This window comes from Blattabacterium sp. (Blaberus giganteus) (assembly GCF_000262715.1).
In the GTDB taxonomy this organism is placed as follows: domain Bacteria; phylum Bacteroidota; class Bacteroidia; order Flavobacteriales; family Blattabacteriaceae; genus Blattabacterium.
This window is the reverse complement of the sequence record NC_017924.1, coordinates 425,353-438,707: the sequence shown is the minus strand read 5'-3', so window position 1 is coordinate 438,707 and position 13,355 is coordinate 425,353. Positions and strand designations below refer to the sequence as shown.

The 13,355-nt window shown below is 25.2% G+C and carries 15 protein-coding genes; 7 read left to right on the top strand and 8 right to left on the bottom strand.

Going from position 1 to position 13,355, the window contains the following annotated elements:
* Window positions 1–17: 17 nt before the first annotated feature.
* From groL to pncB, 7 genes are all read right to left on the bottom strand, one after another.
* Window positions 18–1,661: a chaperonin GroEL gene (gene groL / locus BGIGA_RS02125; protein WP_014726731.1), complete on the bottom strand. Its 1,644-nt coding sequence runs from the start codon at window positions 1,659–1,661 to the stop codon at window positions 18–20.
* A gap of 46 nt (window positions 1,662–1,707) precedes the next feature.
* The gene (gene groES, locus BGIGA_RS02120) at window positions 1,708–1,986 is read right to left on the bottom strand and encodes a co-chaperone GroES (protein WP_014726730.1); all 279 of its coding nucleotides are present in this window, start codon (window positions 1,984–1,986) and stop codon (window positions 1,708–1,710) included.
* Between the two features lie 102 nt (window positions 1,987–2,088).
* On the bottom strand, window positions 2,089–2,322 hold the full coding sequence (gene secG, locus BGIGA_RS03120) for a preprotein translocase subunit SecG (protein ID WP_238526734.1): 234 nt from the start codon (window positions 2,320–2,322) through the stop codon (window positions 2,089–2,091).
* Between the two features lie 81 nt (window positions 2,323–2,403).
* Complete coding sequence (locus BGIGA_RS02110; RefSeq protein WP_014726728.1) at window positions 2,404–2,898, bottom strand: hypothetical protein; 495 nt, start codon at window positions 2,896–2,898, stop codon at window positions 2,404–2,406.
* Complete coding sequence (locus BGIGA_RS02105) at window positions 2,888–4,138, bottom strand: sigma-54-dependent Fis family transcriptional regulator (protein WP_014726727.1); 1,251 nt, start codon at window positions 4,136–4,138, stop codon at window positions 2,888–2,890. The genes BGIGA_RS02110 and BGIGA_RS02105 overlap by 11 nt, the downstream gene beginning before the upstream one ends.
* A 9-nt stretch (window positions 4,139–4,147) precedes the next feature.
* Window positions 4,148–5,476: a tRNA (N6-isopentenyl adenosine(37)-C2)-methylthiotransferase MiaB gene (miaB, locus tag BGIGA_RS02100; protein WP_041178348.1), complete on the bottom strand. Its 1,329-nt coding sequence runs from the start codon at window positions 5,474–5,476 to the stop codon at window positions 4,148–4,150.
* Window positions 5,477–5,530: 54 nt separating this feature from the next.
* Window positions 5,531–6,703, bottom strand: coding sequence for a nicotinate phosphoribosyltransferase (gene pncB, locus BGIGA_RS02095; RefSeq protein ID WP_014726725.1), 1,173 nt, complete (start codon window positions 6,701–6,703; stop codon window positions 5,531–5,533).
* Window positions 6,704–6,889: 186 nt separating this feature from the next.
* Between pncB and BGIGA_RS02090 the strand changes: the two genes are divergently transcribed.
* The 4 genes from BGIGA_RS02090 (at window position 6,890) to BGIGA_RS02075 (ending at window position 9,392) form a co-directional block, all read left to right on the top strand.
* Window positions 6,890–7,162, top strand: coding sequence for an RNA-binding protein (locus BGIGA_RS02090; protein WP_014726724.1), 273 nt, complete (start codon window positions 6,890–6,892; stop codon window positions 7,160–7,162).
* A gap of 102 nt (window positions 7,163–7,264) precedes the next feature.
* Window positions 7,265–8,152, top strand: a complete 888-nt coding sequence (dapA, locus tag BGIGA_RS02085) for a 4-hydroxy-tetrahydrodipicolinate synthase (protein WP_014726723.1) — start codon at window positions 7,265–7,267, stop codon at window positions 8,150–8,152.
* Between the two features lie 11 nt (window positions 8,153–8,163).
* Window positions 8,164–8,673, top strand: coding sequence for a ferritin (locus BGIGA_RS02080; RefSeq protein WP_014726722.1), 510 nt, complete (start codon window positions 8,164–8,166; stop codon window positions 8,671–8,673).
* A gap of 398 nt (window positions 8,674–9,071) precedes the next feature.
* On the top strand, window positions 9,072–9,392 hold the full coding sequence (locus BGIGA_RS02075; protein WP_014726721.1) for a hypothetical protein: 321 nt from the start codon (window positions 9,072–9,074) through the stop codon (window positions 9,390–9,392).
* Here BGIGA_RS02075 and fsa read toward each other — a convergent pair whose 3' ends face one another.
* The gene (fsa, locus tag BGIGA_RS02070) at window positions 9,393–10,055 is read right to left on the bottom strand and encodes a fructose-6-phosphate aldolase (protein ID WP_014726720.1); all 663 of its coding nucleotides are present in this window, start codon (window positions 10,053–10,055) and stop codon (window positions 9,393–9,395) included.
* Between the two features lie 158 nt (window positions 10,056–10,213).
* Here fsa and lpdA point away from each other — a divergent pair, with 158 nt between their 5' ends.
* The 3 genes from lpdA (at window position 10,214) to obgE (ending at window position 13,353) form a co-directional block, all read left to right on the top strand.
* Complete coding sequence (gene lpdA, locus BGIGA_RS02065; RefSeq protein ID WP_014726719.1) at window positions 10,214–11,614, top strand: dihydrolipoyl dehydrogenase; 1,401 nt, start codon at window positions 10,214–10,216, stop codon at window positions 11,612–11,614.
* Window positions 11,615–11,772: 158 nt separating this feature from the next.
* A complete protein-coding gene (locus BGIGA_RS02060; protein WP_014726718.1) occupies window positions 11,773–12,351 on the top strand; it encodes a nucleoside monophosphate kinase in 579 nt (192 codons plus the stop codon).
* A 9-nt stretch (window positions 12,352–12,360) separates the two neighbouring features.
* Complete coding sequence (obgE, locus tag BGIGA_RS02055; RefSeq protein WP_014726717.1) at window positions 12,361–13,353, top strand: GTPase ObgE; 993 nt, start codon at window positions 12,361–12,363, stop codon at window positions 13,351–13,353.
* Window positions 13,354–13,355 lie beyond the last annotated feature (2 nt).

Below are 13,355 nucleotides of genomic sequence, written 5' to 3'. Positions count from 1 at the left end.
TAACTTATTCATTTTCATTACATCATTCCACCCATTCCTCCTCCTCCAGCACCTGGCATTGGAGGCGCTACATTAGGTTCATCTTTTTTTATTTCTGTTACAACACATTCAGTAGTTAACAACATTCCTGATACGGAAGCCGCATTTTCCAATGCAACTCTAGCTACCTTAGTTGGATCTATTATTCCTTCTACTATCATATTTTTATATTCACCAATTTTAGCATCATATCCGAAATCACCTTTTCCTTCTGCTACTTTAGCTACCACAACAGATCCTTCTCCTCCTGCATTAGCTACAATCTGACGTAAAGGTTCTTCAAGTGTTCTTCTTACTATTTGAATTCCAGTATCTTGATCTACATTATCTCCTTTTGCATTATCTAAAGATTTAATAGCACGAACTAAAGCAACTCCACCTCCAGCAACAATTCCTTCTTCAACCGCAGCTCTAGTTGCATTTAATGCATCATCCACACGATCTTTTTTTTCTTTCATTTCAACTTCAGAAGCAGCTCCAACATAAAGAACAGCGACCCCTCCAGCTAATTTTGCAAGACGTTCTTGTAATTTTTCTTTATCATAATCTGACGTAGTAGATTCTATTTGAGCTTTAATTTGATCTACACGTGCTCTGATATCTTTTTTATTTCCTCCTCCATTGACTATAGTCGTATTATCTTTGTCTATAATAACTCTTTCAGCTTTTCCTAGCATATTTAATTTAACATCTTCTAATTTACTTCCTGTTTCTTCAGAAATAACTGTTCCTCCTGTAAGAATAGCAATATCTTCTAACATAGCTTTTCTTCTATCTCCAAAACCAGGAGCTTTAATTGCTGCCACTTTCAAAGTTCCTCGTATTTTATTTACTACTAATGTGGCTAATGCTTCTCCTTCTACTTCTTCAGAAATGATTAATAAAGGTTTTCCAGATTGTGCTACAGGTTCTAATATAGGTAACAAATCTTTCATTGCTGCTATTTTTTTATCAGATAATAAAATTTGAGGTTGATCAAATTCTGTTATCATTTTTTCAGTATTTGTAACAAAATAAGGGGATTGATAACCTCTATCAAATTGCATTCCTTCAACTACGTCTACAGATGTATCTGTACCTTTTGCTTCTTCAACAGTAATTACTCCTTCTTTTCCTACTTTTTCAAAAGCATCAGCTATCAAAGCTCCAGTTTTTTCATCATTATTTGCAGAAATAGAAGCTACTTGTTTTATTTTTTCTGTATTTCCTCCTACTTCTCTAGATTGTTTTTTTAGATCTAATATAACAACTTCCAAAGCTTTATCTATTCCTCTTTTTAAATCCATAGGATTTGCTCCAGCTGCTACATTTTTTAATCCTTCCCTAACAATAGCTTGAGCCAATACCGTAGCAGTAGTGGTTCCATCTCCAGCTACATCATTTGTTTTAGAAGCCACTTCTTTCACCATTTGAGCTCCAAGATTTTCTATAGAATCTTCCAATTCAATTTCTTTAGCAACAGTAACTCCATCTTTAGTTACTTGAGGGCCGCCAAAAGATTTTTGCAACACAACATTACGACCTTTTGGTCCTAAAGTTACTTTAACTGCATTTGCTAATGCATCTACTCCTTTTTTTAATTTATCTCTTGCTTCAATATCAAATTTAATATCTTTTGCCATAATTTTTTAAATTTTAATGAATTTACCTAATAAAGTTATACATGAATCATATGATAGCTATAACATCAGATTCTCGCATAATGAGATATTCTTCTCCTTCCCATTTCAATTCTGTACCAGAATACTTACCGTACAAAATTCTATCTCCTTCTTTTAAATTCATAGGTTCATCTTTTTTTCCTTTACCTACTGCTATTATAGTCCCCTTTTGTGGTTTTTCTTTTGCTGTATCAGGAATAATAATTCCTGAAGCAGTTTTTGTTTCTGCAGGATCTGGTTGTACAAGAACACGATCTGCTAAAGGTTTAATCTTAACTTCCCTCATATTATAAATAATTTTTAAGGTTAATGATTCTAATTATTTATTCATGAGCCAAAAACATGCCAAATGGAAAAATTTTAAATTTATAATAAATATTAAATGTCATTATGACATATTTATTTTTGATTTTAATAAAAAATTAAAAAATAGAGTCAAAAAAAATATAATAATGGATAAAAACCAAGTCACGTTTTCCAAAAATGTATTTGTTCTTTTGATTCCAAAAAATCTAAAATTTTTTTCCATAAAAGATTGGTGAATACTTTCTTTCTTAGGGTTTTGTATTAATATTACCAGTATAAGTAAAATACATATTACAATAATAAAAAAACCAAACATGATTATAGATATATTTTCCATTATAATTATAAATTATAAATAATTAATATTAATTATGTATGTATGATTGAATTCAATTAATTATTCAATTATTATCGTATTTTTGTAATCATAAAATATTTTTCGATATACTTGAACTGTTAACTTACTTATGATTTTGTCAATAATCTCTTTTGAAAAAAAATTTTTTTTATTGTAAAATTCTTCAGATACAACAAAACATTTTTCCCAATTTTTTTCTGGTTCTAAATTATCTATATAATATATTTTTGCTGTAACCTTAATTTTTTTTAATGGATAATTTTCTATTGGAATAATTGCATAATTCAAAAATATACCTTCTAAAACAACATCTCCATTTTTTATTACTAAATTGTGAGGATTGTGTTTCATTATATAATCTTCAATATTTTTTTTAAAATCTAAGGAAATAGATCTTTTAGGTATATTAACTACTTCTGAAAATTTTCCTATTTCTATTGTTTTTTTTTCATCAAAAAATGATGAAACAGAAGAATCATAGCAACTAACTATAAAAAATAAAATAAAAACAAAAAAAATTTTTTTATAAGCCATACTGTTTAATTTTTCTGTATAATGTTCTTTCTGAAATTCCTAATTCTTTTGCTGCTTTTCTTCTTTTTCCATTATTTTTTTTCAAAGCTTTTTGAATAAATTCAATTTCTTTTTTTTGTAAAGAAAAAGAAGATAACTCGTTTTTGGATAAATTTTCTTCTACTTCTTCATAATCTAAATCTTCTTCAGATTTAGATGAATCTTCTAATCTGAAAATGGAATCATCTCTATTTCTATTAAAAATCATTTTTCCAAAAACTTTTTCCATAAGTTGTTGATTTTTTTCAATAAATCTAGTATTTGAATTATTTTTAATTAATTGAAAAGTAATATTTTTTAAATTGTTGAAATTTTTTTTCATATCAAATAAAATTTTATAAAGAAAATCTCTTTCTCTATCATGAAAAGATGTTTCTATTACATTCTGATTAGAAAAAGATATCGATGGAATATTTTCTGGAATATATTCTTTTAATTTTTCTACAGAAATTTCACGTTTAGTTTCAACTACGGAAATTTGTTCCGTGAGATTTTTCAATTGCCTTATATTACCTGGCCAAGAATAATTTTCCAAATATTTTAAAGATTCTTCAGTAAGTGTTACTGGAGGCATATGGTATTTTTCTGCAAAATCGTTAGAAAATTTTTTAAATAAAAATTTAATATCATTTTTACGAAAACGTAAAGGAGGAAGATTAATTTGTACTGTGTTTAAACGATAATATAGATCTTCTCTAAATTTTCCTTTTTGTATGGATTCTATCATATTCAAATTCGTAGCAGCAACAATACGAATATTAGCTTTTTGAATTTTAGAAGATCCTACTTTAATAAATTCTCCAGACTCTAATATTCTAAGAAGACGAACTTGCGTAGTAAGTGGAAGTTCTCCAACTTCATCTAAAAAAATGGTTCCTTCATTGGCTTCCTCAAAATAACCTTTTCGCATACTTGTGGCTCCTGTAAAAGAACCTTTTTCGTGTCCAAAAAGTTCACTATCAATAGTTCCTTCTGGAATTGCTCCACAATTTACTGCAATATATGCATGATGCTTTCTACAAGAATATTGATGAATAATTTTTGGAATAAATTCTTTACCTACTCCACTTTCTCCAAGAATTAACACTGAAATATCAGTGGATGAAACTTGTATAGCCTTTTCTAATGCTCTATGTAAAGCGTAATCATATCCAATGATTCCAAATTTTTGTTTTATATTTTGGACAGAAACAGATTCCATGTTTTATTTTTATTTGCAAAGTTTTCCTATTAAAGTAGCAGATGTCATATCTATTATTTCTACATGTGCTAAATCTCCTATATTTAGAGATTTTTTAGGAAAGACTACGATTAAATTTTGTGTATTTCTTCCATACCAATATTGATTATTTTTTTTTGATTCTCCTTCTATTAAAACTTCTTCTATATTTCCTAAATGCTCTTGCATTCGATAAAATGAATGTTTAATTTGTAAATCAATAATTTCTTTTAATCGTCTTTTTTTTATGTCTTTAGGAACATCATCTTTAAGTTTTCTATATGCATAAGTTCCAGGTCTAGGAGAATAAGAAAACATGTAACCATAATTATATTTTATTTCATTCATTAAACTTATGGTATCTTGATGATCTCTTTCATTTTCATTACAAAATCCAGTGATAATATCATGAGATATAGAACATTCAGGAATAATATTTCTAATTTGTTTAACTAAAAACAGATATTTTTCACGTGTATATTTTCTGTTCATTAATTTTAATATTTTATTACTTCCAGATTGAACAGGCAAATGAATATGTTTACAAATATTTTTATGTTTAGAAATTACTTTTAGTACTTGATTAGACATATCATGAGGATTAGATGTAGAAAATCTGATTCTCATATAAGGGATTTCTTTGGCTAAAAGATCCAAAAATTTGGAAAAATTTACAATATTTTTTTTATTTTGAATTGTGTCTATCCACAGATAAGAATCAACATTTTGTCCTAAAAGAGTTATTTCTTTATATCCATTTTTATATAAACGTTTACATTCCTTGATTATAGAATATGGATCTCTGCTTCTTTCTCTTCCTCTGGTAAAAGGAACAATACAAAATGTACACATATTGTTACAACCTATTGTTATACTTAAAAAAGTTGTAATTTTTTTATTATTCTGTATAGAACTTATGTCTGCATAAGTTTCATTTTTTTTAGCAACATGAAAATACTGTTTTCCGATTGTAGAATAATAAATAAAATTAGGAATTTCTCTATAAGAATCCGGATTTACAAAAAAATCTGCCATTTTTTCTTGTAAAAGAAAATTTTTAATTTGTTTTGAAAAACATCCTATAATTCCAACACAAATTTTTTTCTTTTTTTTTAAAAATTTTAATTGTTCCAATCTTTTTTTTAAAGTTAATTCTGCTTTTTCTCTTATAGAACAAGCATTTAACAATATTATATTTGCTTTTTTTAAATTTTCAGATAAAAAAAAACCATTCTTTAATAAAATAGAAGTAATAATATTACTGTCTGATATGTTCATTTGACATCCATAATTTTCAATATAAAAATTTTTGTTTTTCATACACATATTTTACATAAAAATACATAATGTCATTATGTCATAAACAAAAATTTTTTATATATGAAGGATTTTTTTTGCAAAAAAAATCATATTTTTTTTTCCTGTAGATTTTTCTTCTACATTAGAAAGTTTGACGACTGATATCCATTTTTTTTCTGGAAGTGCTTTAACCATTTTTATGACCATATTCATGGGAGGAAGACCTATATCATTAGTAAAATTAGTTCCTATTCCAAAATAAGTATTTATTTTTTTTTTGCAAAAAGAAGAAATATAAGCAACTTTACATGGATTAAGATTATCTGAAAATATAATTTTTTTTCTTATTGGATTTATTTTAAATTTTTTGTAATGTTTTATAATTTCTTTAGCAAAAAAAATAGGATCTCCACTGTCATGTCTCACTCCTTGAAAAATATTTGAAAGTTTTTTGTTAAAATTTTTAAAAAAAATAGGAGAAGTATATGTATCTGATAAAGCTATTCCTAAATTCCCTTTATAAATGTTAAACCAATTTTCCATAGCAATACGATCTGCTATGTTAAATCCATATTTAGCTGCATGAAACATAATCCATTCATGCCCTTGAGTTCCTATTGGTTTTATTGAAAAAATATGAGAAAGATGAGCATTACTACTTCCCATAAAAAAAGGTTGTCCTTCTTCTTTTAATATTTTTAAAACTAGTTTATGTACTTTATAAGAATATCTTCTTCTTGTTCCATATTCTCCAATTTTAACTTGTAGTTTTTTATACTTTTTTAATTTTTCTTTGGTTATATTTATAATTTTATTTTCCGATATGTTTTTAGTTTCTGTTAACTTATAATATAATTCGGATATAATGGACATTAAAGGAACTTCCCACAGTATAGTACGGCTCCATAACCCTTCTATATGCATTTTAATATTTTTTCCTTTTTGAAATATATTTACTTCTTTTGGATTATATTGATATTTATTTAAAAAATCTAAATAGGAAGAATCTAAATAAGGACAGTGTTTTTCTAAAAAAATTCTTTCTTCATTTGAAAGTTTCAAATAAGTCATTTTATTTAGATTTTCCTTTAAAATTTTATCAAAATTTTTAGGAAAAGGGTGTTTTCCTCTATTTATAAATTCATATTTGACTTTTGCTAATGGAAACAATTTAATGACAGCATTTTGCATTGTAAACTTGTAAAAATCATTATCCAATAATGATGAGACAATAGAAAAATTATTCATTAAAGTCTTCTTTTTTTAAAAAATTTTCCAAATTAACGTAAAAAAATGGAAAACTTTTGTTTTTTTAATCTTTTTATTTTTTAAAAAAAAATTATTATAAAAACTGATTTTTAATTAAGTAATATATTTTTCTTTTTTAGAAAAAATATTTCTCTAAATTTGCTTTTAAAACAATTTATTTTTAATATGGACAATACGAAACTATACGTAGGTAATTTATCTTATGATATGACAGAACAAGAATTGAAAAAATATTTTGAATCCGTGGGAGAGGTAACTCATGTGAAAATAATTTTTGATGAATCTACTTCTAGCAAAAGAAGTAAAGGGTTTGGATTTATAGAAATGTCTAACGAAGAAAATGCTAAACAAGCTATAGAAAAATTAAATGGAACAGAACTTATGGGTCGAAATATTATTGTATCTGCAGCTAGACCAAGAGCAAAAAAAGATTATTAGTTACATTATTTCATGGTTTTTTATGTATGCTTACATCTGTTTTCATTTTTTATTAAATATCAAAAAATAATGAAATATATATGAAATAAGAATCATAAAATTATGAAAAAATTATATGGAACAGGTGTAGCGTTAGTTACACCTTTTAAAAAGAATGAACAAATTGATTTTAATGGACTTGAAAAACTTGTAAGATATGTATTGGATAATAATGTAGATTATTTGGTAGCATTGGGAACTACAGCAGAAACAACAACCTTAAAAAAAGAAGAAAAATCGGATGTTATAAAATGCATTCAAAATGCAAATTATAAAAAACTTCCTTTGATATTAGGAATAGGAGGGAATAATACAAAAAATGTTATAAAACAAATAAATAGCATAAAAAACTTACCTGATTTTTATGCTATTCTTTCAGTTTCTCCTTATTATAATAGACCTTCTCAAGAAGGAATATATCAACATTTTAAATCAATTGTAAATTGTACAGAAGCAGATATAATTATCTATAATGTTCCTAAAAGAACCGGATCTAATATTACACCAGACACTATTTTACGTTTAGCTTTTGATTTCGAAAATATAATAGGAATAAAAGAAGCATCTGGGGATGTTTTACAATCTTATAAAATATTAGAACATAAACCAGAAAATTTTAGTGTAATATCAGGAGACGATTTTATTACCTTGCCTGTTGTATTTGGTGGAGGAGAAGGGGTGATTTCTGTAATTGCTCAAGGATTTCCTGATAAAATTTCTAAAATGGTATCCTTAGCAAGAAATAACAATGTGAGAAAAGCTTTTTCTATTTTTTACAATATTATTAAAATAATAGATCTTATTTATGAAGAAGGAAATCCTACAGGAATTAAAACATTTTTAAGTATAATAGGAATATGTGATCCATATGTAAGATTACCGTTATTAGTTGGAACTTCTTCTTTAAGAGAAAAGATATTACATTTGTTAAATAAAATCAATGATTCATAAATTATAAAAATATGCTCAGTGAAAAAATACAAACAGAATTAATTAAACAACTAAATAGAGAATCAGAATCTTCTCAATTGTATTTATCTATGGCATCTTGGGTAGAAAGAAAAGGTTATGAAGGGATATGTGAATTTTTATATGATCATTCAAACGAAGAAAGAATACATATGTTGAAATTAATTAGATATATTAATAAAAGGGGTGGAAATGTAGTTTCATACAATAATAATATCTCAATTATAAATATAACATGTGTATCTCTAAAAGAATTGTTTATGAAATTATTTGAACATGAGAAAAAAATTTCTAAAGAAATAAATTATTTGGTAGAAATTTCTTTTCAAGAGAAAGATTATTTCACATATAGTTTTCTTCAATGGTATGTAGAAGAACAAATAGAGGAAGAAGCTTTAAGTAAAATGATTTTAGATAAAATCAAATTAATAGGAGAAGATAAAGGAGGTTTGTATTTATTTGATAGAGATATCAAAAATTTTCATAAAAATAAAAAATTTTGATTAAAATCATTTTTTCTATCTAATAGCAATGTTATTTTTTGTTTCTTTTTTAAAGAATCTTTTCTTTTTTCAGAAAAAAAATAATCCTTGTATCTTTTTAATTTTAATTTAGATCAAACAAAAACTAATGTTGCAAATAAACTCAATAAATTTTATGAAAAAAAATCCTGATAGAAAAAAATTATTATATTGCTAATTATATTATAATGTATACATAAATATGCAAATTTATTTTCAGGATTTTATTCATGATTTTACAAAAAGTTTTTTTTTAAAAGAAAAAGTTATGTATAAAATTCTCGTATCCTAATATAAAATTGATAAAAAAAGGATTTTTTAAATATGAAAAATACATGAAAAATTTTCCGTATTCTTCTAATGTAAAAAATTAAAACAATATGACCCTTATTAATTTCTTAAAAGATATTAATGCTCCAATAAATACAGAAACTATAGATCGTGTTTCGTTAGAAAAAAAATCTAAAAGAAATATATATGAAACTATATGTATATTAGAAAAAATAAGTAAAGAAATAAACAATCAAATTAAGGAAGATTTAGATACTAAATTGGAAGAATTCAATTTTATAAACAAAAATAATTTAGAAGAAATTTTTGAAAACAAAGAACAAATTGAATTATCAAAATTCTATGAGAAATTACCAAAATCTACATCTATTTCTATTCGATATTTATTAAATGGGAAAATAAAAATATAATTATCTTATTTTTTTCTGAAAATCTTTTATAAATTTTTCTAATCCTATATCAGTTAGTGGATGATAAAATAATGAATAAATAACACTTATGGGAGAGGTTATAGCATGTACACCGATTTTAGAACATTCTATAATGTGTAAGGGATGACGAATAGAAGCAGCCAATATTTTGGTATCAAAATGATAGTTTTCATACACATTTTTTATTTCTTGTATTAAATTTAATCCATTATAAGATAGATCATCTAATCTTCCTAAAAATGGGGAAACATAATAAGCTCCAGCCTTAGCTGCTAAGATTGCTTGTCCTATAGAAAAAATGAGAGTGCAATTTGTTTTAATTTTTTTATTAGAAAAATATTTAATAGCTTTAATTCCATTTTTAGTCATAGGAATTTTTACTACAATTCTTGGATGTAAAAGTGCAAGTTTTTCACCTTCTTGAATCATGTCAATGTAATTAGTATTGATGACTTCTGCACTTAGATTTTCATTGTTTTTTAAACGTTCGCATATGGATATATAATGTTTTTGAATTTCTTTTTGATTTGATACAGATTCTTTTGACATCAAAGATGGATTTGTTGTCACTCCATCTAACATTCCTAACGACCTTGCTTCATCAATTTCTTTTAAATTAGCTGTGTCTATGAAAAACTTCATATTTATTTTTTACTTTTACAAACAAATTTATAATATTTATTTGTTACATATGTTACATAACAAAATAAATGGAATCTTTTTATTATTTTTCTTTTGTATGTGAAATTAATATTAAACAGAAAAATCTGTAAATTTATTTATTTGTTTATATTACGATTATGCGTTTTGATGTTATTATTTTAGGAAGTGGCCCTGGAGGTTATATAGCTGCTATACGCGCAGCACAACTTGGAATGAAAACAGCTGTAGTAGAAAAAGAATCTGTTGGAGGTGTCTGTTTGAATTGGGGATGTATTCCTACAAAATCACTTTTAAATAGTGCGAAAATTTTGCAATCTATAAAGAAAAATGGAGAATTATTCGGAATAAAAAATGAAGATATTGAAATAAATTATTCTAAAATTCTTTATAAAAGTAGAAAAATCGTAGATAAAATAAAAAAAGGAGTTTTGTTTTTAATGAAAAAAAATGGAATTCATATTATTTATGGAAATGCACTATTAAAAAAAAGAAAGAAAATAGAAATTTTTCAGAATGAAAGAAGCATAGGAGAATATTCTGCTTCACATATTATTATTGCTACTGGCGCCATTCCTAAAATGAATGCAAACATTCAATATGATCGAAAAAAAATTATAACATATAAGGATGCCCTATCCTTATCTTCATTACCAAAAAAAATGATAATTATAGGCTCTGGTTCTATAGGATTGGAGTTTGCTTATTTTTATCATTCTATGGGAACAAAAGTTACTGTTATAGAAGTTTGTTCTAAATTATATCCTAATGGAGATGATGATATATCTGATTATTTGAAATATTATTTTGATAAAATAGGAATTAAAAACTATGTGTCTTCTAACATAAATCAAATCACTTATAATAATGAAAATAATGAAGTCATGGTTGAGATTAAAACATCATCATTAAAAAATATTATTTTAAAAGCAGAAATGATTCTATATGCAATAGGAGTAGTTCCTAATATTAAACATATTGGATTGAAAGAAATAGGGGTTCAAACAGAAAAAGGATTTGTAGTTGTAGATGAAAATTATCGTACAAATATAAATGGATATTATGCTATTGGAGACGTAATTAAAACTCCATCTTTGGCTCATGTTGCTTCATATGAGGCAATAAATTGCATTGAAAATATAAAAGGTTTAAATTGTCAAAAAATAGATTACAATAACGTTCCAAAATGTGTTAGATCGGATCCTGAAATAGCTTCAGTAGGTTATACGGAAAAAGAATCTAAAGAAAAAGGATTTCATGTAAAAGTAGCTAAATTCCCTTTTAATGCTCTAGGTAGAGCTATTTCTGATGAAAATACTGATGGTTTCGTAAAAGTTATTTTTGATGATAAATATGATGAATGGTTAGGATGTCATATGATAGGAAATCATGTCACAGATTTGATTCCAGAAGTAGTAGTAGCCAGAAAATTAGAAGCAACCAGCCATGAGGTTTTGGGAAGCATACATCCTCATCCTTCATTAAGTGAATCCATTATAGAATCTATAGCTAATGCTTATGGTAAAGCTATTCATTTATAAGTATAATTAAGTATAAACTACACTTCTTCTATTCTATATTTTCACAAATATTGTGGACTTAGTACGGATAATATAAAACTTCTTTTTTATTTATTATATCTAGATAATTTTATCTACTGTATTTTTTTTTGCATGAAATTCATAATTTTTATTGTTTTATGATACATATTATATTGTTTGGACCACCAGGTTGTGGAAAAGGAACTCAAGCTAAAATCATATCAAATAAATTTGGTTTCATACACCTATCTACTGGAATGATATTTAGAGATCACATTAAAAGAAAAACTAATCTAGGAAAATTAGCTAGTTGTTATATAAATCAAGGAATATTGGTTCCTGATATAATTACTACAAATATGTTAAACATGGAAATTCAAAAACATTTTAAGGCTAAAGGAATTATTTATGACGGATATCCTAGAACCAAAAATCAAATTTTTTCTTTAGAAGAAGTATTAACAAAATTTTGTCTAGGTAAAATTAATATAATTTTCTATTTTTTTATTCAAAAAAAATTGATAATAAATAGATTATTAAAGAGGGGGGAAACAAGTCATCGTAATGATGATACAGATATTATTACAGTTCAAAGAAGAATAAGAGAATATGATAAAGAAACTTCTCTAATATGGAATAATCAAAAATGGAAAAATAGTATAATAAAATTAAACGCTTCTTTATCTGTGAAAAAAATTTCTATTTTTATAGAAAAAAAAATTATGAATCTGTCTTAAAAAAATAATATGAAAAACTGTTTTATTGATTTTATCAAGATTTATTGTAAAAGTGGAGATGGAGGAACTGGATGCATTCATTTTTATAGAGATAAATATGTCTCTATAGGAAAACCTGATGGAGGAGTAGGAGGAAAAGGAGGTGATATTCTTATTCAAGGAAATTCTCATATTCATAATTTTTTACATTTAAGATATCATAAACATTGGATAGCTAAGGCCGGATTTCCAGGAAAGAGGAACAATATAACTGGAGCCAATGGAAAAGATTTATTAATAGAAGTACCTATAGGAACTGTAGTAAAAGATGAAAGAAAAAATATTATAATGGAAATAACCAAAGATTTTCAAAAAAAAGTTTTATTTAAAGGAGGAAAAGGAGGAAAAGGAAATGCTTCTTTTAAAAATTTTACTGATCAATCTTATCATTATACACAATCGGGAATTAAAACAAAAGGAAATTGGGTTTTTTTAGAATTAAAAATTTTAGCAGATGTAGGATTTATAGGTTTTCCTAATAGTGGTAAATCTACTTTACTTTCTACAATTACAAAAGCAAAACCTAAAATAGGTAATTTTGCTTTTACAACTAAAACTCCACAAATAGGTGTAGTAAATGTAGAAGATTTTAATTCTTTTTTAGTAGCTGATATTCCTGGAATTATAGAGAAAGCATCTGAGGGAAAAGGTCTTGGTCATTATTTTTTAAGACATGTAGAACGAAATTCTGTTTTGTTATTTTTAATATCTTCAGATACAAGTGATAAAAAAAAAGAATATTTCATTTTGTTAAATGAATTAAAAAAATTTAATTTAAATCTTTTAAAAAAAAAACGTTTATTAGCTATATCTAAATCAGATTTGATTAATGATGAAAAGAAAAAAAAAATAAAAGAATTTTTTTCAAAATTAGAAGAAAACATTATTTTCATTTCTTCTTTTACAAAAGAGGGATTATCAAAATTAATAAAAACATTATGGAAATTAACTAAGAGTAAGTAAGA